The sequence below is a fragment of the Micromonospora sp. DH13 genome (genome assembly GCF_020873825.1).
GTDB classification, from domain to species: Bacteria; Actinomycetota; Actinomycetes; order Mycobacteriales; family Micromonosporaceae; genus Micromonospora; species Micromonospora haikouensis.
The window spans coordinates 1-23,606 of the sequence record NZ_JAHWGR010000048.1; the positions used below are offsets into that span (position 1 = coordinate 1).

General features: G+C 75.5%; 19 protein-coding genes. 8 read left to right on the forward strand and 11 right to left on the reverse strand.

All coding sequences use genetic code 11. The features are described from left to right. Positions 1 to 65 precede the first annotated feature (65 nt). The 3 genes from LPA42_RS30450 to LPA42_RS30460 form a co-directional block, all read right to left on the reverse strand. Positions 66 to 566, reverse strand: coding sequence for a PepSY domain-containing protein (locus LPA42_RS30450; protein ID WP_198956789.1), 501 nt, complete (start codon positions 564 to 566; stop codon positions 66 to 68). Positions 567 to 666: 100 nt separating this feature from the next. Then, positions 667 to 1,950, reverse strand: a complete 1,284-nt coding sequence (locus LPA42_RS30455) for a HAMP domain-containing sensor histidine kinase (protein ID WP_077940380.1) — start codon at positions 1,948 to 1,950, stop codon at positions 667 to 669. After that, entirely contained in the window at positions 1,947 to 2,639 is a 693-nt protein-coding gene (locus LPA42_RS30460; protein ID WP_043969193.1) for a response regulator transcription factor, read from the reverse strand. The genes LPA42_RS30455 and LPA42_RS30460 overlap by 4 nt, the downstream gene beginning before the upstream one ends. Positions 2,640 to 2,740: 101 nt before the next feature. Between LPA42_RS30460 and LPA42_RS30465 the strand changes: the two genes are divergently transcribed. Both LPA42_RS30465 and LPA42_RS30470 read left to right on the forward strand, forming a co-directional pair. Then, positions 2,741 to 3,190, forward strand: coding sequence for a septum formation initiator (locus tag LPA42_RS30465; protein ID WP_077940381.1), 450 nt, complete (start codon positions 2,741 to 2,743; stop codon positions 3,188 to 3,190). A 173-nt stretch (positions 3,191 to 3,363) separates the two neighbouring features. Continuing rightward, entirely contained in the window at positions 3,364 to 4,974 is a 1,611-nt protein-coding gene (locus LPA42_RS30470) for an RICIN domain-containing protein (protein WP_077940382.1), read from the forward strand. 51 nt (positions 4,975 to 5,025) lie between these two features. On the opposite strand, the gene LPA42_RS30475 is transcribed toward LPA42_RS30470, so the two are convergent. The 5 genes from LPA42_RS30475 to LPA42_RS30495 form a co-directional block, all read right to left on the reverse strand. Next, entirely contained in the window at positions 5,026 to 5,922 is an 897-nt protein-coding gene (locus LPA42_RS30475; protein WP_077940383.1) for a siderophore-interacting protein, read from the reverse strand. A 139-nt stretch (positions 5,923 to 6,061) separates the two neighbouring features. Further along, positions 6,062 to 6,640: a GNAT family N-acetyltransferase gene (locus LPA42_RS30480; protein WP_077940384.1), complete on the reverse strand. Its 579-nt coding sequence runs from the start codon at positions 6,638 to 6,640 to the stop codon at positions 6,062 to 6,064. Between the two features lie 176 nt (positions 6,641 to 6,816). After that, positions 6,817 to 9,030 carry a carbohydrate-binding module family 20 domain-containing protein gene (locus LPA42_RS30485; RefSeq protein ID WP_077940385.1) on the reverse strand — a complete coding sequence of 738 codons (2,214 nt, stop codon included), beginning with the start codon at positions 9,028 to 9,030 and terminating at the stop codon, positions 6,817 to 6,819. A 332-nt stretch (positions 9,031 to 9,362) separates the two neighbouring features. Next, positions 9,363 to 10,844, reverse strand: coding sequence for an MFS transporter (locus LPA42_RS30490; RefSeq protein ID WP_228987044.1), 1,482 nt, complete (start codon positions 10,842 to 10,844; stop codon positions 9,363 to 9,365). Next, on the reverse strand, positions 10,841 to 11,551 hold the full coding sequence (locus LPA42_RS30495) for a siderophore-interacting protein (RefSeq protein ID WP_077940386.1): 711 nt from the start codon (positions 11,549 to 11,551) through the stop codon (positions 10,841 to 10,843). Before LPA42_RS30495 ends, LPA42_RS30490 begins: the two co-directional genes overlap by 4 nt. Positions 11,552 to 11,597: 46 nt before the next feature. On the opposite strand from LPA42_RS30495, the gene LPA42_RS30500 reads away from it, so the two are divergent. Next, on the forward strand, positions 11,598 to 13,724 hold the full coding sequence (locus tag LPA42_RS30500) for a penicillin acylase family protein (protein WP_077940387.1): 2,127 nt from the start codon (positions 11,598 to 11,600) through the stop codon (positions 13,722 to 13,724). After that, positions 13,721 to 14,287, forward strand: coding sequence for a GNAT family N-acetyltransferase (locus tag LPA42_RS30505; RefSeq protein ID WP_077940388.1), 567 nt, complete (start codon positions 13,721 to 13,723; stop codon positions 14,285 to 14,287). The genes LPA42_RS30500 and LPA42_RS30505 overlap by 4 nt, the downstream gene beginning before the upstream one ends. Before the next feature lie 228 nt (positions 14,288 to 14,515). Here the strand turns inward: LPA42_RS30505 and LPA42_RS30510 are convergent, their stop codons facing one another. Beyond that, a complete protein-coding gene (locus LPA42_RS30510; protein ID WP_077940390.1) occupies positions 14,516 to 15,760 on the reverse strand; it encodes a CdaR family transcriptional regulator in 1,245 nt (414 codons plus the stop codon). 181 nt (positions 15,761 to 15,941) lie between these two features. Between LPA42_RS30510 and LPA42_RS30515 the strand changes: the two genes are divergently transcribed. Beyond that, on the forward strand, positions 15,942 to 17,228 hold the full coding sequence (locus LPA42_RS30515) for a YncE family protein (RefSeq protein WP_077940391.1): 1,287 nt from the start codon (positions 15,942 to 15,944) through the stop codon (positions 17,226 to 17,228). A gap of 61 nt (positions 17,229 to 17,289) precedes the next feature. Here the strand turns inward: LPA42_RS30515 and LPA42_RS30520 are convergent, their stop codons facing one another. Next, complete coding sequence (locus LPA42_RS30520; RefSeq protein WP_077940392.1) at positions 17,290 to 18,087, reverse strand: trypsin-like serine protease; 798 nt, start codon at positions 18,085 to 18,087, stop codon at positions 17,290 to 17,292. 126 nt (positions 18,088 to 18,213) lie between these two features. After that, positions 18,214 to 20,823, reverse strand: coding sequence for a CHAT domain-containing tetratricopeptide repeat protein (locus tag LPA42_RS34255; RefSeq protein ID WP_077940393.1), 2,610 nt, complete (start codon positions 20,821 to 20,823; stop codon positions 18,214 to 18,216). A 187-nt stretch (positions 20,824 to 21,010) separates the two neighbouring features. Here LPA42_RS34255 and LPA42_RS30540 point away from each other — a divergent pair, with 187 nt between their 5' ends. From LPA42_RS30540 to LPA42_RS30550, 3 genes are read left to right on the forward strand one after another with little or no spacing between them, the layout of a single operon-like run. Further along, positions 21,011 to 22,321, forward strand: a complete 1,311-nt coding sequence (locus LPA42_RS30540) for a S8/S53 family peptidase (RefSeq protein WP_228987045.1) — start codon at positions 21,011 to 21,013, stop codon at positions 22,319 to 22,321. Positions 22,322 to 22,349: 28 nt separating this feature from the next. Then, the gene (locus LPA42_RS30545) at positions 22,350 to 22,982 is read left to right on the forward strand and encodes an RNA polymerase sigma factor (RefSeq protein WP_077940395.1); all 633 of its coding nucleotides are present in this window, start codon (positions 22,350 to 22,352) and stop codon (positions 22,980 to 22,982) included. Beyond that, complete coding sequence (locus LPA42_RS30550; protein ID WP_052504067.1) at positions 22,957 to 23,421, forward strand: hypothetical protein; 465 nt, start codon at positions 22,957 to 22,959, stop codon at positions 23,419 to 23,421. The genes LPA42_RS30545 and LPA42_RS30550 overlap by 26 nt, the downstream gene beginning before the upstream one ends. Positions 23,422 to 23,606 lie beyond the last annotated feature (185 nt).

Consider the following 23,606-nt stretch of genomic DNA (forward strand, 5'->3'; position numbering starts at 1 on the left):
CTGAGCCGGACGGCGGCCCGCTCGTGTCTCATGGTGACGTACGGGCGTTCGGCCCGCCGTCCGGCTCAGTCGTCGTCGCGGTCGTCATCGTCGTCGCGGTCGTCCGCGTCGTGGTGATCGTCGCCGTCCACCGGCTCCTTCTCGGCCTCGACCACGGTGCCGTCGTTGCGGTCGACGTCGATCTCGTGTTCGGTCTGCCCGTCGACGATCTCGATGCTCCACACCGCCCGGCCGTTCTCGTCGTCGGCCTCGATCTCGACGATCCGCCCGCCGCCGGCCCGCGCGAGGGCGATCTCGCCGGCCCGCTGCTGGTCGACCTTGCCTGCCGGGGCACCGGTGTCCGCCGGGGCACTGGTGGCCGACGGCACGCCGGTGGCCGTGGGAGCGCCGGTCGGGGTGCCGCTCGCGCCGTCGTCCGGGGTGGTGGCCGCCGGGGCGGCGGTGGCGGCGGTCAGCGTGGTGCGAGCCACCCGGTCGTCGGCGGCGGTGACGCCGACGGCCACCCCGGCCGCCGCCAGCATCGCCGCGCCGCCCAGGGACGCCATGATCAGGGAGTTGCGCTTCATCTCGGGCACCTTTCCTCGTGTTCCTGCCTAGAAGGATCGGTCCCGGCGGGATAGCGGCGCGCTGCACCGACACTAAGGCCCGGTTAAGGCCGTGCCGGCGCTAGGAGCCCGACGACGGCGGACCGAGCCAGAGCCGCACCTCCGCCCCGCCGCCGCGGGCGGTGCGCAGCTCCAGCCGGCCCCCGGCGGCCTCCGCCGCCCGGCGGGCGATGTCCAGGCCGAGACCGGTGGACCCGGCCGGGCTCGCGCCCCGGGCCACGGTGGCGGCGGGCATGCCGGGGCCGGAATCAGCCACCGCGAGCAGCACCCGCCCGTCCCGCCGGGCGAGCCGGACGGTGAACGCGGTGCCGTCGGGGGTGTGCGCGAAGACGTTGCCGAGCAGCGCGTCGACCGCGGCGGCCAGCTCGTCGGCGGGCACCCCGACCGGCAGCGGCCCGCCGGCCAGGTCACGGTGGACCTCCCGTCCGGTGTCCTCGGCCAGCACCGACCAGAACGCCACCCGGTCGGCCACCACGGCGGCCGCGTCGCAGCCCGCCGGGGCGGCAGCCGGTGACCGGTCGCGGCGGGCCTGACGGATCAGGCCGGTCACCGCCCGCTCCAACGCGTCCGCCGCGGCGGCGATCCGGGCCGCGTCCTGCGGGTCGGGCAGCGACTCGGCCTCCAACCGCAGGGCCGTGAGCGGGGTGCGCAGCCGGTGGGACAGGTCGGCCACCTGCTCGCGTTCCTGCGCCAGGAGCACCTGGATGCGGCCGGCCAGGTGGTTGAGCGCGCCGGCCACCTCGCGCAGCTCGGCCGGGCCGGCGGGGGTGACCCGCGCGTCCAGCTCGGCGTTGGCGAGCCGGTGCGACACCGCCGACAGCTCGGTGATCGGCCGGACCAGGGTGCGGGCCAGCCGGTCGGCCACGGCCAGCCCCACCAGCACCAGCAGCACGCCGAGCAGGGCCAGCACGAGCCAGGCCCGGGTCACCCCGGCCGTCAGCTCGGCGCGGGGCACGACCGTGCGGATCACCCCGGTGCCGTCCGGCCGACCCTGCACGGCGATCACCACCTCGCGTCCCGCGTCGGACTCCGCGGTGAGGCTCTGCCCGCGTTCGGCCAGGGCCACCGCGGGGGTACGCGGGACGGGCGTGCCGAGCACGGTGTCGCCGGGAAGGTAGACGCTGACCGGGCGGCCGGACTCGGCGGCGAGCTGCTCGACGGTCAGCCGGATGGTCTCGGCGTCGGCGGTGCCCACCACGGGCACCAGGCTCTGCGCGTCGGCGGTGGCCCGGACGGTGGCCCGGTCCTCGGCGACGGCGCGCACCAGCAGCGCCAGCGGCACGAGGAACGCCACGAGGGTGAGCACACTGACGGCGGCGGCCAGCAGCGCCAGGCGGGCCCTCACGCCGCGCCGCCCGGCGGCTCCAGCCGCACGCCCACGCCCCGCACGGTGTGCAGGTAGCGGGGCTGCTGGGCGTTCTCGCCCAGCTTGCGGCGCAGCCACGACAGGTGCACGTCGACGGTCTTGTCCGCGCCGCCGTAGGGGATCTGCCAGACCTCGGTGAGCAGCTCCCGCTTGGTGACCACCTCGCCGGGGCGGGCGGCGAGGTGGTGCAGCAGGTCGAACTCGCGCGGGGTCAGCTCGACCGCGACGCCGTCGAGGGTCACCTGGCGGGCGCGCGGGTCGACGCGCAGGCCGCCCACCACGAGCGTCGGATCGTCCGCCCCGGTGCCCGCGCCACGCCTCAGCACCGCGCGGACCCGCGCGTCGAGCTGGGCGGCGGTGAACGGCTTCACGACGTAGTCGTCGGCGCCCGCGTCGAGGACCCGGACGATCTCGGTCTCGTCGTCGCGGGCGGTGGCCACGATGACGGGCACCGCGCTGACCGCCCGCAGCATCCGCAGCAGCTCCCGCCCGTCCAGGTCGGGCAGGCCCAGGTCGAGCACGACCAGGTCCGGCCGGTTGTCCAGGGCGTCGCGCAGCCCGTCCATCGCGGTCGACGCGGCGGCCACGGCGTGGCCCCGGTCCCGCAGCGCCCGCACCAGCGGCGTGCGGATGGTCAGGTCGTCCTCGATCAGCAGCAGGCGGGGCACACGACGAGGCTAGTCGCACCGGCCGGCGCCGGCCCGGCTCTTAACCCTCCCTTAGCGTCGTCCCATGCCACGGTCAACCCTCGATCGGGGATAGTCGGAGAATGCGTCGTCGTTCGTTACTCGCGGTCGCGGGATGGCTGGCCACCGCCGTGCTCGCCACGCTGGTCGGGGTGGCCGCCATCCGGCTGGTCGGGGAGAGCATCACCGGCACCCCGGGCGGGGTGCGCAGCCAGGAGGAGGTCGAGCGGGCGCTGGCCGCGCCGGCGCCCACGGCTTCCGGCACCTCCTCCCCCGGCGTCGGCGAGCCCACGGGGCCGGCCGGCCCCGGTGCCCGGCGGGCCTTCGCGACCGCCGGCGGCACGGCCGTGGCCGAGTGCGGGCCGGGCGGGGTACGCCTGGTCTCCTGGGCCCCCGCGCAGGACCACCGGGTCGCCGACGTCGACCGGGGGCCGGACGACGACGTCGAGGTCACCTTCGTCGGGCCGGGCGGGGAGCACGAGCTGAAGGTGCGGTGCGTGGGCGGCGAGCCGGTGGCGGTCGCGGACGACTGACCACGGCGACGGGCAGCCGGTGGGCGACGCGACGGGCGACGCCTTGACACGGCGGAAGGCGAACGAAAGCATCGATGATGGTCGCTGCTCGGAAAGCGCTTGCCGATCCGTCCCGCCGGCCCACCGGCTTCCGGGCGCGGCCGGTCCGACGCCACCGCACCCAAGGAGCACCGATGAGACTCCCCGTCCCCCGTCGACGCCCCCGCGCCCGGCGGTTCGGCCTGCCGGTCGCCACCGCGCTCGCCCTGGTCGGCGCGGCCGTGGCGGTCGCCCCGCAGGCCGCCTCCGCCGCCACCGTCGACACCGGCGCGACGTACGTCTTCGTGAACCGGCACAGCGGCAAGGCCATGGACCTGTACGACTGGTCCACCGCCGACGGCGCGCCGGTCAACCAGTACGCCCGCAACGACCTCGCCGTGCAGCAGTGGCGCTTCGTCGACGTGGGCGGCGGCTACTACCAGATCCGCTCCGCGCACAGCGGCAAGGTCCTCGAACTGCCCAACGCCGTCGACGGCACCCCGCTCGTGCAGAACCCGGCGGTCAGCGGCAACACCCGGCAGCACTTCGGGCTCGCCGACTCCGCCGGCGGATACGTCCGGTTCGTCAACCGGCACAGCGGCAAGGCCCTCGACGTGTGGGGCTGGTCCACCGCCGACGGGGGCATGATCTCGCAGTACCAGGACCTGGGCGGGGCCAACCAGCAGTGGCAGCTCGTCCGGGTCGGTGCCGCCGCCGACTGCGGGTCGGGCTCGTTCCAGGCCGAGGCGGTGCTCGGCGGCGGCACCTGGACGGTCCGCAACGGCGGCAGCACGGTCCACACCGGCACCGACATGCGCGCCGCCGTGCAGGCCGCCGTGAACAGCCTGACCGCCGGGCGCACCAGCAAGCAGCGGGTGGTGGTGCGCGGCTCCGGCTCGATGAGCGCCGGCTCCCGGATCTCGCTGCCCAGCTACACCACCATCGACGTGTGCGGCACGATCAACGTGACTGGCACCGGCTCCGGCGACCAGGCGCCCATCTACTCCCGGGGGACCACACAGGTGGAGGTGCAGCACCTCACCGTCACGGGCAGCCCGCTGTACGGGATCTTCCTGCGCAACGTCACCAACGTGGTCCTCGGGCAGATCGACATGCGGCTGACCGCCGGGCTGGGTGTGCGCATCGACAACCGCGGCGACACCAGCCAGTGGACGCGCAACGTACGCATCGACAACGTCTACGTCTCCGGGGCCAGCTCGCACGCCGTCGAGACCTACGGCGTCGACGGCCTGACCGTCGGCACCGTCACCGCCCGCAACGTCGGCGAGTCGGGGCTGCTGCTCAACCAGACCATCAACGCCACCGTCACCACCGTCGACGCGGAGAACGCCGGCACCGGCACCGGGTACGCGGCGTTCCGGATGGCCAACCGCAACGGCCGCGTCGGCGACAGCTATCCGACCAACGTCCGGGTGGGCACGGTCCGCGCCCGCGGCGGCGGCCGGGGGATCTTCTGCGTCTCCGAGTCCGGCGGGGCGACGATCGACCGGGTCGACATCGCCAACACCGGCAACAACGCCATCCTGATCGAGAACTGCTACGGCGTGAACATCGCCTCCGGCGGCGGCACGATCAGCGGCGGCGGCGAGGTGCGGCTCGCCGAGCGCACCGAGTTCCCCGGCACCCGTGACATCACGCTGCGCAACTTCACGCTGGTCAACAGCCGGATCGTGGAGAACCCGTGCGTGGACAACCTGACCATCAGCAACGTCACGTTGAACAACTCGTCGATCAGCCGCTGCTGAGGGAGCGGGCCGCACCGGGCCGCCGCCGGGCGCAGACGCACCGGCGGCGGCTCAGGCGGGGTCGGCCCGGCCCAGCCGCCAGTACCCCATGAAGGCCACCGCCCGCCGGTCCAGCCCCCGCTCCGCCACCAGGTGCCGGCGCAGCGTACGGATGACGCCGGCCTCCCCCGCCAGCCACGCGTACAGCGGCACCGGCGTCGCCGGGGTCGGCACCTCCCAGAGCAGTTCCCGGTCGACGTCGACGTCGGCGACCGGGCCGGCGCCCGGCGTGGGGCCGCAGAGCAGGTCGGCCGCCGCGACGGCGGGCACGAGACGGCTGCCGTGCCGCCCGCCGGCGCGGGGCAGCCAGGTGACCCGCATGCCGGGCGGCGCGGCGACGCCGAGCGTGTCGGCGGGCTCGGGCACCTCCAGCAGCGCCTGTCCCCGGGCGTCGGCCGGGAGCCGCTCCAGGATGGCGGTGATCGCCGGCACGGCGGTCTCGTCGCCGGCCAGCAGCAGCCGGCCTGCCGGCGGCGGCCGGAACTCGATGCCGCCGTGCTCGCCGTCGAAGCCGGCGTCGGGGCCGAGCAGGGCCGCCCGGTCACCGGGGCACACCCGGCGGGCCCACCGGGTGGCGGGGCCGCCGTCGCCGTGCAGGACGAGGTCGACGTCCACCTCGGCCAGGTCCGGGCGGGCGGCCCGGACGGTGTACGTGCGGACCGGGTTGCGCAGGTGCTCGGGCAGGGCCCGGTAGCGGGCGTACCAGTCGGGGCCCTCGGGGAGGTTCACCCCGGCCTGCCCGGGCAGCGGCAGCGCCAGCTTGATCCGCTGGTCGTAGCCGTTGTCGGCGAACCGGTCGAGGTCGGCGCCGGTGAAGGTGACGCGGACGAACGACGGGCTGAGCCGCCGCACGGCGCGGACCTCGACGTCGAACAGCCGCCACGGCGCGATGGGCAGGGTCTGGGTCATGGCGCCTCTCGGGCTCCGGCGGGGTCCCGTCCCACGGCACCCGGCGTCGATCATCGGACACCGGTCAGGTTAGCCTACCCTTACACAGTCACGCACGGGGGTGGGCGGCCGTCCCTCCACCGGGCGACCGGCCGCCGGCTCAGCCCCGGGCGGCCACCCGGTCGAGGAAGACCGACCGGTCCAGGAAGAGCAGCTGGGCCCGCTTCTCCGGCAGGTCGATCTGCGGCCCGGGCACGAACCCGGCGCGGACCAGCCGGGCGACCGCCTTGTCGTTGCGCGCGTCCGGCTCGGCGACGATGCGCAGCCGGCCCGGGTCGGCCAGCACGAAGGCGAGGAACGCGTCGAGGACCGCTCCGGTGAAGCCGGGCTCGACGCCGCCGTCCGGCGGGCCGATCAGCAGGTGGACGCCGAAGTCGCCGGGGCGCACGTCGTAGCACTCGCCGACCGGGTCGGCCGCCGGCTCGTACGTCTGGAACAGCGCCGCCGGCCGGCCGTCGCGGTGCACGAGGTAGGCGTGGTGGGTGGCGAGCGAGTCGAGGTACTCGTAGATCTCGCGCACCCGCTCGCGGCTGGCCTCACGCATGCCCCAGAACCGCGACCGCTCCCGGGTGACCCAGTCGTGGAGCACGTCGACGTCGCGGGCCGGCTCGACGGGGCGGATGAGCACCTCGCCGAACCCCTCGACGTGTCGCCGGCAGGTGGTCGATGCGGTCGCCATGTGACTCCTCGGTAGACGACACCGTGACGGACGGTCAGGTCAGGGCAGCTTAGCCACCCCATCGACGGCCGCGCACGTCGCCCGTCCACCCGCGACACCCGGGGCACGTACGCGGACGGGTGGCCGGCCCCCGTCGGTGTCGGGGCCGGCCACCCGCGTCGCCGCGTGCGCGGCGGCTACCTCCAGGTGTCGGTGTTGGTCCGGGTGCCGCTGGCCGGGGTGGTGAACGTGCGGTTGCCGCCGGACTCCCAGGTCACGGTGCCGTCGGGGTTCTTCTTCACGTACTTGTACTCGACGGCGGTGTTCGGGGGCAGGTCGACCGTCGCCCGCCAGACCGGGTAGGTGGCCGAGGAGAGCGCCACGGCGTTGGCCGGGTTCCACCCGCCGAGGGCCGCGACGTTGCCGACGACGTAGACGTTCTGGCCGTAGCTGGTCGTGACGGTGGCGTCGAACGAGGTGGCGATCTGCCCGCTCGTGACGGTGTCGCCGCGGAACGTCTCGGTGACCGCGTAGGTGCCGCTGGCGGGGGTGGTGAACGTCCGGTTCGCACCGGACTCCCAGGTGACCGCGCCGGCGGCGGTCTTCTTGACGAACTTGTACTCCACCGCCGTGGACCGGGGCAGGTCGACCACGGCCCGGTAGGTGCCGCCGCCCTGCGCGGTCAGCTTGACGGCGCTGGCCGGGGCCCACGAGCCCAGCTCGGCGACGCTGCCCACCACGTAGACGTCCTGGCCGGCGGCCGGGGTCGCGCCGACGGTGAAGGTCGTGGCGATCTTGTCGGTCGGGTTGCTGGTCGGGGTGGCCGTCGGCGACGCGGTCGGGGACACCGTGGGGCTGGCCGTCGGCGACGGGGTCGCGCCGGGGCGGGCGGCCACGTGGATCGCGACCGCGTTGTTGGCCGGGATCGTCACCGACGCCCGGCCGCCGGAGACGGTCACCGTGGCGCCGGCGCAGCCGGACGCGGTGGCGGGGCCGGAGACGACGTCGCAGTACTGGCCGTCGGCGAGGCCGGTGGTGAACGTGGCGGTCGCGGCGCTGCCGGAGTCGTTGATGCCGATCCAGGCGCGGTCGCCGCGGTGGAAGCCGATGACGTTGCTGTTCACCGCCGTGAAGTCCGAGACGGTCTTGACCGACCGTGCGGCGTTGGCCCAGCCGACCATGCCCTTGATGCCGGTGGACTGGGTCAGGCAGTTCCAGGAGCCGCCGCAGACGGTGTCGGTGACGTAGCCGTTGCCGTCGGCCGGCGGGGACTGGTTGCGGTTGGACCAGGAGAAGCTGTCGTAGACCGACGGCTTGCCGTGCGGGTAGGCCAGGGCGAAGTAGTTGGCCAGGGTGTAGTCGCTGCCGTTCTTGTAGGACAGCACGACCCCGTCGCGCTCCAGGTCGTGGTTGGTGACCATGGCGAAGACGTTGGCGCTGGGCGCGTCGAGGTTCCAGCTGCCGACGTTGGCGAGCGTGGAGATCGAGCCCTGGAAGGCGGACCTCAGGCCCTTGGCGTACGCGAAGTCGAGCACGTCGCCGTTGCCGATGAAGGCCCGCGCCTTGAGGGCGTCGTTGCTCGCGCCGTCGAAGATCTCCTGGGCGACGTACGGGCGCTTGTTCTCGGCGACGGTGTTGTTCAGCTTGCCGAGGATCGCCGCGAAGTCCTCCTTCTTGACGTGCTTGACGGCGTCCACCCGGAACCCGTCGACGCCGAGGCCGATCATGTCGTTGAGGAAGGCGGCGATCTTGGTGCGGACGCTGTCCTTCTCGGTGTACAGGTCCGTCAGGGACAACAGCTCGCAGCTGGTGACCTGGGCCTCGTTGTTCCAGTCGTTGATGGTGCCGTTGGTCGGACAGTTGTCGCCCGGCCGGTGGAAGTCGCCGGTGCCGTAGGGCACCGCGGGAAAGCTGTAGCCGGGGCCGGAGAAGTCGGTGCCGGCGTAGCCGACGACGGACTCCGGGTTGTTCGCACCGGCCATGTGGTTGACGACCGCGTCGACGTACACGCGCACGCCGGCGTTGTGGCAGGCGGTGACCATGGCCGCGAACTGCGCGCGGTTGCCGAAGCGACTCTCCAGCTTGTACGACACCGGCTGGTACACCTCGTACCAGGGGTGCACGCCGTCGGCGCTGTTGGGCAGGCTGACCGACTCCTGGGGCGGCGCGACCTGGACCGCGCCGTAGCCGGCGGGGCCGAGGTGGTTGGTGCAGGCGGCGGAGACGGAGTTCCAGTTCCACTCCCACAGGTTCGCCGTCACCTCGCTGTCGTTGAGGGCGACGGCGGCACGGGCGGGGGTGGCGGTGGTGGTGGCAGCGACGATCGCCGGTGTCGCGCCGGCCGCGACGATCGCGGCGGCGAGCAGCAGGCGACCGGCGCGGCCACGGGGGTGTGGCCCTACGGATTCCATGACAGGGGGAACCTTCTTCCGGGGTCGAAGAGGCACTGACGCGTGTGGACGGCCGTCCGGGTAGCGAAACGATGCGGCATACCTGAAAGGGATTGCAAGACCTTGCGGCAAGATTCTTGAAACCCATCGGCAACACCGCCGCCACGTGAACGGTCACACTCCCCCGGAAAGTCGCAGGCCAGCCCGGGACACTCCACTGCGGCGGGTCACCGCGCGAGCACCCAGCGCGCTTCGAAAACTGGGACGCCATTGACGCGCCGCCCGACCCGACGTAGCTTTCTCCGCAAGAGTTTCCAGCTGCTTTCAGTTCGCCGTCGCCGCGACGCCCCTCCTCAGCCGGCGCGCTGCGCCCGGCGCAGCAGCCACGCGGCGAGCAGCCCACCGGCGAGGACGGCAACGGCCCCGACGGTCTGCCCGGCCTCCGACGCGGCCCGGAAGGCGTCGGTGACCTGACCGCGCTCGGCGTCCGTCGCGGCGGCGGCGAGCGCGGCGGGGAACGAGCCGGCACCGGCCAGCGCGGCGGGCAGCAACGCGGCGAACCGGGCGTTGAGCACCGCCCCCAGCACGGCGACGCCGAGACTGCTGCCGACCTCCGTCATCGTGCCGTCCACCCCGGCGCCCGCCCCGGCCTTCTCCGGCGGGATCGCGCTCATCACCGCCTCCACGATCGCCGGGTTGGCCAGGGCGCAGCCGGTGCCCATCGTGAGCAGCCCGGCCAGCAGCACGGCGTAGCCGTCGGACGGGGCGTGGGTGACCAGCAGCAGGCCCCCGGCGAGCAGCGTCATGCCGACGGCGATGGCGGCGGCCGTGCCCAGCCGGTGGATCAGCCGCGCGGCCACCCCGGCGAGATTGAGCACGACGATGGACAGCGCGAACGGCACCATCCGCAACCCGGCCTCCCAGGCGGGGTAGCCCCGGACGAACTGGAGGTGCTGGGTGAGCAGGAACAGGGCCCCGGTGGCGCCGAAGGTGATCAGGACGACGCCGGAGATCGCGCCGACGAAGCGCCGGTTGCGGAACAGGTCCATGTCCAGCATGGGATGGGCGACCCGCAGCTCCCACCGGACGAAGCCGACGAGCAGCAGCGCGCCGCCCACGGCCGCGCCGAGCACCGGCACGGAGAGCCAGCCCTGCTCCGGGCCGGCGATGATCGCGTACACCACCGCGGTGAGGCCGGCGGTGGACAGCGCCACCCCGCCCACGTCGAACCGCCCGCCGGCCGGGTCCCGGGACTCCGGCACCAGGGCCGCGCCCGCCGCCAGGCAGAGCAGCACGATCGGGATGTTGACCAGGAAGATCGCCTCCCACGGGAAGTGCGCGAGGATGGCGCCGCCGACGGGCGGCCCGGCCGCGAAGCCCAGCGCGCTCGCCGCCGCCCACACGCCGATGGCCCGGGGGCGCTCGGTGGCGTCGAAGACCTGCATCGCCACCGCCAGGGTGGAGGTGACCAGCAGGGCCCCGCCGACGCCCATCCCGGCCCGGGCGGCGACGAGCTGGCCGGTGGACCCGGCGAGCGCGGCCAGCAGCGAACCCAGTCCGAACAGGACGAGGCCGGCGAGCAGCATGCGGCGGCGGCCGTACCGGTCGACGGCCCCACCGGCGGTGATCAGCAGCCCGGACTGCACCAGCGCGTACGCGTTGATGGTCCACTGCACGTCGGCGGTGCTGGCCCCCAGTTCGGCGGTGAGCACGGGCACCGCCACGGTGAGCACGGTGTTGTCGAGCACCACGGTGACCTGGGCGAGGCAGAGCACCGCGAGGATCAGCCACCGGGTGCGCAGCGGGCGGGCGAGGGTGCCCAGCGTCGCCGTCACCGGGCGCTCCAGTAGGCCAGCGCGGTGAGCTGGTGCCGGCCGACTCCCAGGGTGCGACGCAGGTGCCGGGTGATGTCGCGGGTGCTGGCCGCCTCGCAGGCCACCCAGTAGTGGGCGTCGGCGGCGCCGGGCAGGGCCGTCCGGACGGTGTCGACCAGGTGCCGCCCCCCGTCGCGGCGCGGCACCCAGACCACCTCGTGGCAGGGGCGGGCCCGGGACGGCAGCGCCTTCTCGTCGTCGTGGGCGTACTCGACCCAGACCGTCGCGGGCAGGTCGGGGGCGGCGTCGAGCAGGCTGTTGACCGCCGGCAGCGACGCGGCGTCGCCGACCAGGTAGAGGTGGCGCGGGGCGGGGTCGGGCAGCCGGAACGCGCTGCCCTGCACGGTGGCGTCGATGGTGTCCCCGACGCGGGCGGCGGCCGCCCAGCGGGCCGCGCACCCGTCGTGCAGGGCGAACTCCAGGCTGAACCGCCCGGCCGCCGGGTCGGGGTCGACGAGGGTGTAGGCGCGCTGGTGGGGCCGACCGTCGTCGTCGAACCACAGCCGGATCCACATGGTGGGGTGGACGCCGCACTCGGCGAGCAGGCCGCCGTCGTCGAGGTGCAGGCGCTGGTACCGCCCGCCCACCGACTCGGTCCCCCGCACCGTGAGCCGGAAGGTCCGGCCGCCCATCGCGCGGAGCACCAGGGCTTCCCAGTTCCGTTTCACGCACCCCTCCAGTAAGGTCAGCCTAAGTTAGGGGAGGGTAACCTAAATGACGCTGTTACGGGAGTCGGCCGCACCACCGACGCGGGCCGCCGGCATCCACCGCGACGCCTGGGGCGTGCCGCACCTGTGGGCCGAGACCGTGGACGACCTCGCCCGCCTGCAGGGGCGGGCCGCCGCGCTGGACCGGGCCTGGCAGGTCGAGGTGGAGCGGTGGCGCTCCGAGGGGCGGCTCGCCGAGCACCTCGGCCCGGCCGAGGTCGGCTGGGACCGCTTCGCCCGCCGCGCCCGCCTCGACGACACCGCCCGCAGCTGCTACGCGCGGCTCGACCCGGCCACCCGGCGCTGGGTCGCCGCGTACGCCCAGGGGGTCAACGACGGGCTGGCCGAGGGGGCCGCCGCGGCGCCGGAGTTCGCGGCGGCCGGCTGCGCCCCCGGCCGGTGGCGGCCCTGGTCGCCGCTGGGGGTCTTCCTGGTGCAGCACGTGTTGTTCTCGACCTTCCCCACCAAGCTGTGGCGCGCCCACGTCGCCGCCACGCTCGGGCCTGCGGCCACCGCCCTGTTCGACGCCGAACCCCCCGGCGGCTCGGGCAGCAACGCCTGGGTGACGCCCGCCGACCCGGCCACCGGCCGTGGCCCGGTCGTCGCCGGCGACCCGCACCGCATCCTCGAACTGCCCGGTGTCTACCACCAGGTGCGCCTCGCCTGCCCCGAGTTCGACGTGCTCGGCTTCGCGTTCCCCGGCGTGCCGGGCCTGCCCCACTTCGGCCACGCCGGCGACGTGGCCTGGGCCGTGACCAACGCGATGGCCGACTACCAGGACCTCTACCGCGAGCGGCTGCGCCGCGAGGGCGACCTGGTCTGGGTCCGCGAGGCCGACGGCTGGGCGCCGGCCCGCCGCCGGGTCGAGACCATCGGGGTACGCGACGGCGAGCCAGAATCCGTCGAAGTGATCGAGACGGCCCGGGGGCCGGTAATCGACCACGACCGGCACACCGGCGAGGCGCTCAGCCTGCGCACGCCCAGCCGTGTCGCGCAGCGGCTCGGCTTCGACGCGCTGCTGCCGCTGCTGCGGTCGCGGACCGTCGACGACGTCGCCACCGCGCTGCAGGCCTGGGTAGAGCCGGTCAACAGCGTGCTCGTCGCCGACCGGTCGGGCGCGGTCACCCAGCTCGTCGCCGGCCTGGTACCGGTGCGCGACGACCGGTGCCGCCAGGAACCGGTGCCCGCCTGGGAGCCGCGCTACCGCTGGAGCAGCGAGTACGCGCCGCTGCCCCGCACGGCGGTCACCGGGCCCACGGCCTGCGCCAACGACCGCCGGCCCGACGTGGCGGCGCTGGGCCGCGACTTCGCCCCGCCGCACCGGGCCCGCCGCATCCGCGCCCTGCTCGCCGAGGGCGCCGAACCGACGGCCGTGCACATGGACACCCGGCTCGACGCGGGCGTGCTGCGCGGCGTCCTCGGCCGGCTCGACCCCGACGCGCTCACCGGTCCGGCCCGCGACCTGCGGGACCGGCTTGCCACCTGGGACGGGCGGATGGCCGCCGACAGCGTCGACGCCGCCGCGTACGCCGCCTGGCGGGCGGCCCTGGCCCGGGGGCTGCACGAGCACCCGGCGCTGCGCCCGCTGCGCTCCCCCGGCGCGTACGACGAGCTGTTCGGGCCGTGGACGAACCCCCTCGGCCGGATCGGGTACGCCCTCGACGCCGTCGTGGCCGGGCTGCCCCGCCTCGGCGTCGACGTCGACCCCGTGGCCGCCGCCGCGCTGGAGGAGGTGGCCCACGGCGACCCGCCCGGCACCTGGGGGCAACGGCACACCCTGCACCCCGTGCACCTGCCGGTCAGCCCCGAGGTCGACGCGGCGGTGGACGCGATGCGCGCCCGCGTCACGCTGGGCGGCGACAGCGACTGCGTGCTCGCCACCAGCAGCGTCCCCGGCCTGTCCGACGCCTGTTGGCGCGGCCCGGTCGCCCGGTACGTGTGGGACCTGACCGACCGGGCGGAGAGCCGGTGGGTGGTGCCGTTCGGCGCGTCCGGCCGCCCCGGCGACCCGCACTTCGCCGACCAGTTGCCGCGGTGGGCCAGCGGCGAGCTGATCCCGGTCGTGACCGACTGGCGGCTGCTCACCCCCGAACCCGACGAACCGCGCCCCGACCCCGAGAAGAGGAACGCGTGACACCCCTGGAGACCCTGCCCGGCCTCGGCGAGCTGGCCCTCGCCACGGTCGACCCGCAGGCCCACGCCGAGCTGCTGCACGGCTGGGTCACCCAGCCCCGGGCCGTCTACTGGGGCATGGGCGGCTACACCGTCGACGAGGTCCGCGACGTCTACGCCTTCGTCGACGGGCTGGCGACGCACCACGCGTACCTGATTCTGCTCGACGGCGCGCCGGTCGGCCTGTTCCAGACCTACCAGCCCGAGGCCGACCCGGTCGGCGAGCGCTACCCGGTGCGGCCCGGCGACGTCGGCATGCACCTGCTGCTGGCCCCCGGTCGGCGCGCGGGGCGCGACTTCACCGGCGCGGTAGGTCCGGCGCTGGTGCGGTTCCTGTTCCGCGACCCGGCCCGGCAGCGGGTCGTGGTCGAGCCGGACGTGCGCAACGAGCTGGCGCTGCGCCGGCTGGAGCGCTCCGGCTTCACGTTCGACGACGAGATCGACATGCCGGACAAACGGGCCCGGCTGGCGTTCCTGACCCGGGACCGCTTCGAGGCGCTCTTCCCCGCCCCGCTGCCCGGCTGACGACCCGCGGGCCGGATCGGCCGGGCGGCGGGCGGCGGGCGGCGGGGCGGCGGGCGATGCCGCAGGGCCGGCGCATAGGGAGCTGAGTCGAATACGACATCACCCGCCGCTCCCCGTCCGGGCCGGCCCGGTGCCTGCACGGGCCAAGCCAGGGCGGGCCAGCCGGGGCGGGGCGCGGCGCGGCGGGCGATGTCGTATTCGACTCAGCTCCCTATGCGTGGGGTGGAGTCACCTCGCCGGGCGGTGCGGCTGGGCGAGCCCGGGACGGCCGGCGGCCGGATCGCGCAGCGGGTCGCCGTCGAGCCAGGTGCGCAGCGCCCACCACCAGCGCACCGTCTGCGGCACCGGCCACCGGCCGCCCGGCTCGGCGAGGGTCGGCGGCATCGCGGTCAGCTCCTGCACCCGGCGCAGCCGGTAGCGCACGGTGTTCGGGTGCAGGTGCAGGGCCTCGGCCGTGCGGTCCAGCCGCTGGCCGTGGTCGAGGTAGGTCAGTGCGGTCGAGGCGAGCTGCCGGTGGAACTCGTCGGCCGGGTCGAGGGCGGCCAGCAGCTCCCCACTGACCAGGTCGGCCAGGGCCGGCTGGGCGGCCAGCGCGGTCTCCCCGGCGAGGTCGACCACCCGGTGCAGGCCACGCAGCCCGGCCCGGGACGCGGCGCGCAGGGCGGCCACGCAGAGCCGGTGCAGGGCCGGGGCCTGCGCCAGGGGCCGCGCCGGGGCGGCCACCACGAGCCCGGCCGCGTCGGCGAGGTCGGCGGGCGGCAGCCGTACGCACAGGCCGGCGAGCCGGTCGTCGACGGTGCCGAACAGCGCGCCGCCGCCGCAGAGCTGCCGCTCCACCGCCGCGATGCGGGCCGGGTCGGTCAGCTCGGTGACCACGCAGTGGTAGCGGCCGTCGGGGCGCAGCCCGAAGGCGGCCAGGTCGTCGGGGCGCAGCCCGAGATCGTCCCCGGGGTGCCCGTCGCCCGCCTCGTCGAGCAGCAGCTGGCGCAGCAGCCGGTTGCGGGCGTCGCGGCGGGTGCGGGCCAGCTCCAGCTCCGCCGTGTGGTGGCCGTCGACCAGGGCGCGCTCCAGCGCGCTGGCATAGCGGCCGAGCTCCAGCAGGGCGTCCAGCAGCGCGGTGTCGGGTATCCCGGCGGCCCGGCCGCGGTCGAGCGCGATCTCGACCACGCGCTGCCGGCCAGCCTGCACCCCGCGCAGCAGGCCGGCGACGGAGACGCCCTGCGCGGCCCGGTCGGCGCCGAGGCGTCGGGCCTCGGCGAAATCCCGCTCGCTCGGCTCCGCCAGCCGTTCGAACGACGCCAGCCCGGCGGTCAGCAGGGCCGCCACGTGCCGACGGTTCTCGGCCGTCGGCAGCCGGGCCACCTCGGGCGAGTGTTCCCGGGCCGCCTCGACCATCTCGTCCACGACCCGCCGGTCGGTCGCCAGCTCGCGCAGCAGCGCGCCGAGGGCCCCGGCCCGCTCCGGCATCCTCATCGGCCCGCTTCCCTCCGCCCCGGCCACTGTGGGCCGTCCACAACGACCCTGCCGGGTTTTGGCCCCCGTGCCCTACCGGGAGTCCGGCTTCGGTTGGTTTCCTTCTGTTACCGCAAAGTAACACCGCACCAGCGCACCGCGGAACGCCACCATCGGTCGCCCCCACCGGCAGGAGCAGCCCATGCCCGCAGCAGCACCGTCGTCCCCGCCCGTCCGCCGCGCCCGCAGGTACGGCGCCCTCGCCGCCGCCCTCGCCGTCGTGGCCACCGCCGCGCCGGCCCCGGCCGTCGCCGCCCCCGCCGCGCCGGTGGGCGCCGCCGCCCTGGAGGAGGTGATGTTCGTCGGCAACAACTGGGAGGGCACCGTCGACGTCATCCGCTCCCGGGGCGACTACGCCCGCCTCGGCCGGGTCAACGTCGTGCCCGACAAGCAGCAGCGGCTCTGGGAGATCTACCTCAACCCGATCAAGCTCGCCTTCTACCTGGGCATCCAGCAGGGCCCCGGCGAGGGGCACGACCAGCTCGTCGACGACATGTACACCACGCCGGACGGGACGGCGCTGGTGGCGTCCCGGCCCAGCTTCGCCGACGTCGTCTCGATCGACCTGCGCACCGGCGCGGTGCGCTGGCGGTTCCCCGTCTCCGGGTTCCGCTCCGACCACATGGCCGTCTCCCCAGACGGCACCCGTGTCGCGGTCTCGGCGTCCACCTCGGACACCGTGCACGTGCTCGACATCAACACGGGCAAGCAGGTCGGCTCGTTCGGCACCGGCGACACCCCGCACGAGAACATCTTCACCGACGGCGGCCGGCACATCTGGAACATGTCCATCGGGGACGTCAACAGCTCGCTCGACGCCCCGTCGCAGGACTGGACCAAGGGCGACCGGAAGATCACCATTGCCGACGCGACCACCTTCGCGAAGGTCAAGGAGATCGACATGCGGCCCCGGCTCGACGCGTACGGCCGCAGCGACCTCTCCGACGCCGTCCGGCCGGCGGTCTTCACCCCCGACGAGAGCAAGCTCTACTTCCAGGTGTCGTTCTTCAACGGCTTCGTCGAGTACGACGTGGCCGGCGACCGGGTCACCCGGGTCGCCACGCTGCCGAAGAACCCGAACACCACCGAGGACCGCACGAAGTGGGTCAACGACTCGCGGCACCACGGCATGTCGATCAGCCCGGACGGGGCGAAGCTCTGCGTCGCCGGGACGATGGACGACTACACCACGATCGTCGACCGGTCCACCCTCGCCCCGGGTCCGCTGGTCACGGCCAGCAAGCCGTACTGGGCGACGGTGAGCGGCGACGGCCGCGACTGCGTCATCTCGGAGTCGGGCGCCGACCAGGTCACCGCGATCAGCTTCGCCACGGGCCAGAAGGTGGTAAGCGTCCCCGTCGGCGACCACCCCCAGCGGGTGCGGATCGGGCACCTCCCCGCCGGCTGGACCCCGCCGGCTGCCCGGTAGTCCCCCCGCGCGGGTGCGGCCCGGCCGGTGATCCGGCCGGGCCGCGCCCGTCTGCCCGTGGTCAGCCGCCGAGGCTGGTGGCGGCCGAGGCGATCGCGGAGGCGAAGTAGCTCACCTGCGTGTAGACGCCCGGGTAGTTGGGGCGGGCGCAGCCGTTGCCCCAGCTGACGATGCCGACCTGGATCCAGGCGTTGGCGGCGTCGCGGCGGAACATCGGGCCGCCCGAGTCGCCCTGGCAGGTGTCGGTGCCGCCGGAGGCGTAGCCGGCGCAGATCTCCTCGGCCGGGATGATGTCGCCGCCGTAGTTGGTGCTGCAGACGGAGTCGCTGACGAACGGCACGGTGGCCTTGAGCAGGTAGCGCTGCTGCGCGCCGCCCTCGCGCGCCGCGCCCCAGCCGGCGACGGTGAAGGTGCCGCTGTCGTACGCGCCGGTGGTGGCGATGGGCAGGGTGGCCAGGCCGGTGACCGGGGTGGCCAGGCGGATCAGCGCCCAGTCCTTGCCGTTGCCGTTGTAGCCGGGCGCGCGGTAGACGTAGTTGGACCGGACGGTGATCCGGCTGGCCGACTGCAGGTCGACCACGCCGAGCGTGGCGGTGATGCTGGTGTTGGCGCCGGTGCGGCCGACGCAGTGCGCGGCGGTGAGGACCAGGGTGGGGCTGTAGAGCGAGCCGCCGCAGCCCATGGAGAGCCGCACCATGAAGGGGAACTCGCCCTGGGCGGCGGGCGTGCCGCCGACGACGTTCGGGGTGACCGTGGCGTCGCCCGCGGCGGCGGCGGGTGCGGCGAGGGTGAGGCTGCCCGCGGTCACCGCGGCGAGCGCGGTGGCCAACAGGCCGGTGAGGGTGCGCCAGCGAACCATGTGTTCCTCCGCATCATCTGCGGCGCCCCGGGGGTGACGCGCCGCCTTCGGATGACGCGAATCATATTTAGGAACGTCGATTACCAGTCATCCTCACCTGGTCATACGACGGCGCTATCGCGGCGCTCAGCCGGCACCGAAGCAGACGAAGGCCGCCGCCGTGGCCAGGCTGGCGCCGTCGCCCGTCGCCACGAACGCGGCCTGGGCGTCGGCCAGGGCGCGCGCCGGCCGCGCACCCTGGCGCATCCTGCGGTGCAGGTCGAGCATCAGCGCGGTGGTGGGCTCGGCCGGCACCGGCAGCACGGTGGCCACCAGGCAGCGGGCGCCCCGGGCCAGCAGCACCGCCGTGAAGCCCATGACCTCGTCGCCGGGGCGCACCCCGGACAGCCCCGAGTCGCACGCGGACAGCACGACGCAGCCGGGCGGCCGGGGCAGCCGCTCCAGCTCGTACGCCAGCAGCGGCCCGTCGGCCAGCTCCAGGCGGGAGAAGAGCGGGTTGTCGGCCCGGAACGTGCCGTGCGCGGCGATGTGGGCCAGCGCCGCACCGTCCAGCGCGGCGGTCAGCGCACCGGCGGTGGCGTCCGCCCCGGTGAACACCCGCGCGCCCGGCAGCACGCCGGAGAGCTGGCGTACCTCGGTCTGGGCGGCCGGCAGGCGCGGACCCGCCGCCAGCACCGGCGGCCCGTCCGGCGCGTCCCTGCGGTCCGCGACCAGCCAGGCCGTGGCCGAGGGGGCGACGGTGACCGGCCGGCCGGCGCAGCTGGGCAGGCCCGACCACGGCACGGCGTGCAGGGCCCCGATCGGGACGACGACCAAGGGGCGGTCGCCCAGGTGCCGGCGCAACGGGTCGAACAGCTGCCGGTCCAGCGCCGCCGCCGCGTGCGCCACGCCGGCCCGCACGCCTGCCGAGTCGCCGGTGGTGACCAGCCGACGCAGGCCGAACCGGAGCAGCCGGGCCCGGTTCGCCGCCTCGGCGAGCGGGCCGAGGTCGTGCAGGGTCGCCCGCCCGTCGCGGACCAGCACCGCCCGCAGCCGCTCCCCGTGCGCCACCAGCTCGACCAGCACGCGCGGGCCGAGCCGCCCGGCCAGCGTCGCCACGCCGGGCGGCGACGCCACGGCCCCGCCGCCGGGCACCCGCCGGGACAGGTCGCGGATGTGCTGCTCCAGCCGGGCCTGCCGGCCCCGCAGCGCGTGCGCCGGCCGGCCGGCGAGCAGGGTGTCCTCCAGCAGGCTGCTGACCAGCCGCAGCTCGGTGAGCGCGGCGAACAGGTCCGGGTCGGCCGGCGGCAGCGCCGCCCGGGTGCGCACCGCGCTGGCCCGCCACCGCTCCGCCCAGGCCAGCACCCGCGCCGGGGCGCCCGAGCGGACCGCGATGTCGAGGCCCTCGGCGGCCAACTCCTGCCCGTACGCCCCGCTGTGCGCCCGCAGCTCGGTGGCGCCGAGCGAGGCCCGGTGGCTGTCCAGCACGACCAGCCCACGGCGCAGCGCCCGCGCCGCCGCCCGGTCGTCCCCGGCGAGCCGGTGCGACAGCGCCAGGGCGTACCACCCCTGGGCGCGGCCGGGCGCGGTGCCCCACCGGCGGGCGCGGGCCGCCGCGTCGAGCAGGGCCGCCGCACGGTCGGTGCGGCCCAGCGCGGCGGCCAGCCGGCCGGCGTCGATCCGCGTGGTCAACGCGGGGCCGGGCCACCCGGTCGCGTCGAGCTGACCGGCGGTACGCACCAACGCCGTCAACAGGGCCGCCGAGCGGGTGCCCCGGCGGAACTCGGCACGCAGCTCCACGTGCCGGGCGAAGGCGGCCCAGATGCGGCGGCCCTGGCGGCGGAACCGGGCCCGCGCCTGGGCTGCCGTGCCGGTGGCGGTGTCCAGGTCGCCGGCGAGCAGCGCCGCCCTGGCCCGGGCCAGCAGCGCCTCGGCGAGGTCGGAGGCCATGCCCCGGCGGTTCAGCTCCCGCACGGCCACGGCGGCGACCTCGACCGCCTCGTCGAGCAGGGGCACCGACAGCAGCAGCTCGAAGCGGTCCAGCAGCAGCGCCGGCCGGGGCACGGCGAGCCGCCGGTATTCCCGTTCGACCTCGGCGAAGCAGCGCAGCGCCCCCACCGTGTCGCCGCGCTGGCCGGCCGCGATGCCCAGGTTCCAGCGGGCGTCGGCGGCGGCGAGGTCCAGCCCCAGCCCCTCGAAGATGGCCGCCGACCGGGCGAGGTCGTCGTCGCGGCCCCGCGCGCCCCGGTGGGCGTTGAGCAGGCCCCGGTTGTTGCGGGCCCGGGCCTCCAGCAGCCGGTCGCCCTCGCGCTGGGCGATGTCGACGGCGAGGGAGTAGTCGCGCACCGCCTCGTCGTAGCGGCCCCGGTAGTGCAGCACCACGCCCCGCTGCATCCGGGCCCGCCCGGCGTCGGCGCCGGTGAGCTGCGGCAGGGCGGCGGTCACCGCCCGCAGCGCCGCGGCGGTGCGGCCGGCGTTGGCCAGCACGTAGCCGAGGCTCATCCGGGCCAGGGCCCGCGCCCGGGGCGTCGTGGCGGCCCGTTCCGCCCGGCGCAGGTGCCGCAGCGCCCCGGGCAGGTCGTTGAGCTCCCGCAGGGCCAGGCCGATCGCCCGTTCGGCGGTGGACCGCTCGTCACCGGCGACGGCGCGACCGGCGGCGAGCACCCGCTGCGCGATCGCGATCGCCTCGCGGGGATAGCGCTGCACGGCGTCGAGCGCGGACTGGGCCGCGCCGGCGGAACCGGCGCTGTCGGCCATGACAGACAGCGTTCCCGATGGACCCGGCCACCGTCAATCCGGGGTCCGACAGTGGAAATTGCCGGCATTGGACCGCCCATTCCTCCAATTGACTTTCAACTATGCTTTGGAAGAATCGACAGCGCCCCGACGTGCTGTCGCACCGGGACACCGCCGACCGCGCACGTCGCGACCGCCTGGAGGACCGGTGCTTCCTGACCGCCCCCGCACGCCACCGCCCGCCGGTCGACTGTCCCGGCGCGGGCTGCTCACCCTGGCCGCGTGCGCCGCGGCGGCACCGCTCGGCGACGTGCTGCGACCGGCCGCCGCCGCGGCCGAGGGCACCGACGACGACGCGTACCAGAAGGCGTTCTCCGCCGCGCTGGCCGCCGACCCCGACGTGCGGCGCTACACCGCGCCGGGCCGGGAGTTCCTCTACCGTCCCCGGCAGCTGCTCGCCGCCAACGCCGACGCCCAACGGGTCCTGTCCTGGCTGCGCTCGCGCGGGCACCAGGTGAGCGTGGGGGCCGGCTTCGCCGGCGTCACCCGGCTGCTGTTCGCCAAGGAGACCGACGTGCCGGCGGTGGTGACGGCGCTGCGCGACCCGAGGCAGTGGCCCGGCCAGCAGGTCCCCCGGGTGCAGCCGCACCACGTGCTGCTGGGCCTGGGCAACATCATGGGCAACCCCGGCAGCCCGCCCCGGGCCGCGGCGGCACTGCCGCCGCCGGACCCGGCCCGCCTCGGCGAGGGCGCCGGCGTCACCGTCGGGGTCTGCGACACCGGGATCTGGCAGCAGGCCGGCGCCTGGCATCCCCAGTGGCTCGGCGGCAGCTACCTGCCGGAGGCCGACGACCTGGACGCGCTGTACGTCTCCGGCACCACGCTGGCCCCGCAGGGCGGGCACGGCACCTTCGTCGCCGGGGTCGTCCGGCAGGCCGCGCCGGGGGTACGGGTGGACCCCGAGCAGGCGTTGAACCCCACCGGCGTCGGCGACGAGGCGATGCTGGTGGCCGCCATGTCCCGCCTCGGGTCGCAGGTGACCGTGGTCAACCTGTCTCTCGGCGGCTTCACCCAGGACGACGTGCCCCCGCTGCCGCTGGTCAACGCCGTGGCCGCGCTGCCGGCGCAGACCGCCGTGGTGGCCGCCGCCGGCAACGCCGGCAGCAGCCGTCCCGCCTGGCCGGCCGCCCTGGAACGGGTGCTCGCCGTGGCCGCGGTGTCCCGCGACGGCGGGGTCCTCGTGCCTGCGTCCTACAGCGGCTTCGGCCCGTGGGTCGACGCCTGCGCCCTCGGCGAGCGCGACAGCACGTACGTCGAGGGCCAGCTGCCGCTGCCGGGGCGGCCGACCCAGGTGTTCCACGGCTTCGCGACGTGGGCCGGCAGCTCCTTCGCCACGGGCCACGTGTCCGGTAGGCTCGCCGCGATGATGACCGCCGGTGGCCTGAGCGCCGACGCGGCGCGCCTCGCGCTGCTGGCCAACCCCCGCTGGCATCCCGACTACGGGGTGCTCGTCGCATGAGCCGCGCGACGGGCCACAGGGAGGCGCGGTGACCGACGCGACGGCGACGCGCCTGGTGGCGGCGGCCTCCGGTGGGGACGAGGCGGCCTGGGCGGAACTGGTGCGCCGCTACACGCCGCTGGTGGTGGCGGTGATCCGGGCCCACGGGATGAGCCGCGCCGACGCCGCCGACGTCAACCAGACCGTGTGGCTGCGCCTGGTGGAGCGGCTCGACCAGCTGCGCGACCCGGAGGCGCTGGCGGCCTGGCTGGCGACCACGACCCGGCGCGAGTGCTACCGGCTGTCCCGCCTCGACCGCCGCATGCGGCCCGTCGACCCGTACGACGACGCGCTCGACGCCCGGCACGGGTCGCTGGTGGACGCGGTGACGCCCGACGAGGAGCTGCTGCGGGCCGAACGGCGGCAGGCGCTGCGGGAGGGCTTCGCGCAGCTTCCGCCCCGCTGCCAGCACCTGCTGGCGCTGCTGACGGCCGACCCGCCGGTCAGCTACCGGGAGATCGGCGAACGGCTGGGCATGCCGGTGGGTAGCATCGGCCCGACCCAGGCGCGCTGCCTGCGCAAGCTGCGCGCCTGCCCGGCGCTCGCCCCATTCGTCGGGGTGCGCCGTGGCCTGGAGACGAGCGGGGGTGAACGCGATGGCGCCGTGGCCGCCGGCCGATGACGACGCCCTGACCGTGGAGCTGGGCGCCGCGCTGTGGGACACCGGGCCGGTCCCGGAGGAGTTCCTGACCGCGGCGCGGGCGGCGTTCGCCTGGCGGACGGTCGACGCCGAGCTGGCGGTCGCCGAGCTGATGTTCGACTCGGCGTGCGACGCCGAGCCGGCCGGGCTGACCCGCTCGGGCGGCTCCGCGCGCACGTTGTCGTTCCGCAGCGGGCAGGTGGTGCTGGAGATCGAGGTGACCGAGGCCGGCATCGTCGGCCAGCTCTCCCCGCCCCGGGGCGGCCGGGTCACCGCCCGCACGGCCACCGGCCCCTACGACGAGTCGCCGGTCGACGAGGTGGGCTTCTTCTCGCTGGGCGCTCCCCCGACGGGCCCCGTCCGGCTGTCCGCCCGCGCCGACGGGTACGCCGTCGCCACCGACTGGGTCAGCCTGGGCTGACGCCCGTGGCGCAGCGGGGAGCAGGGCCCACCGAGGCCGCGGGTCAGCGATAGGGAGCTGAGTCGGTCACGACATCAACCCGGCCGGAATCACGGCGGCCGCTTGATGTCGTATTCGACTCAGCTCCCTATGCGTCGAGAGAAGGGCCACCCGCTGGTGGGCTCCGGCCGGCCGACGCCCGAGGG

What these genes read in the sequence shown, in the direction of transcription:
- LPA42_RS30450 (WP_198956789.1), bottom strand. Translation starts at nt 566, where the DNA reads ATGAAGCGCAACTCCCTGATCATGGCGTCCCTGGGCGGCGCGGCGATG.
- LPA42_RS30465 (WP_077940381.1), top strand. Translation starts at nt 2,741, where the DNA reads ATGCGTCGTCGTTCGTTACTCGCGGTCGCGGGATGGCTGGCCACCGCC.
- LPA42_RS30470 (WP_077940382.1), top strand. Translation starts at nt 3,364, where the DNA reads ATGAGACTCCCCGTCCCCCGTCGACGCCCCCGCGCCCGGCGGTTCGGC.
- LPA42_RS30475 (WP_077940383.1), bottom strand. Translation starts at nt 5,922, where the DNA reads ATGACCCAGACCCTGCCCATCGCGCCGTGGCGGCTGTTCGACGTCGAG.
- LPA42_RS30480 (WP_077940384.1), bottom strand. Translation starts at nt 6,640, where the DNA reads ATGGCGACCGCATCGACCACCTGCCGGCGACACGTCGAGGGGTTCGGC.
- LPA42_RS30485 (WP_077940385.1), bottom strand. Translation starts at nt 9,030, where the DNA reads ATGGAATCCGTAGGGCCACACCCCCGTGGCCGCGCCGGTCGCCTGCTG.
- LPA42_RS30500 (WP_077940387.1), top strand. Translation starts at nt 11,598, where the DNA reads ATGACGCTGTTACGGGAGTCGGCCGCACCACCGACGCGGGCCGCCGGC.
- LPA42_RS30510 (WP_077940390.1), bottom strand. Translation starts at nt 15,760, where the DNA reads ATGAGGATGCCGGAGCGGGCCGGGGCCCTCGGCGCGCTGCTGCGCGAG.
- LPA42_RS30515 (WP_077940391.1), top strand. Translation starts at nt 15,942, where the DNA reads ATGCCCGCAGCAGCACCGTCGTCCCCGCCCGTCCGCCGCGCCCGCAGG.
- LPA42_RS30520 (WP_077940392.1), bottom strand. Translation starts at nt 18,087, where the DNA reads ATGGTTCGCTGGCGCACCCTCACCGGCCTGTTGGCCACCGCGCTCGCC.
- LPA42_RS34255 (WP_077940393.1), bottom strand. Translation starts at nt 20,823, where the DNA reads ATGGCCGACAGCGCCGGTTCCGCCGGCGCGGCCCAGTCCGCGCTCGAC.
- LPA42_RS30550 (WP_052504067.1), top strand. Translation starts at nt 22,957, where the DNA reads ATGGCGCCGTGGCCGCCGGCCGATGACGACGCCCTGACCGTGGAGCTG.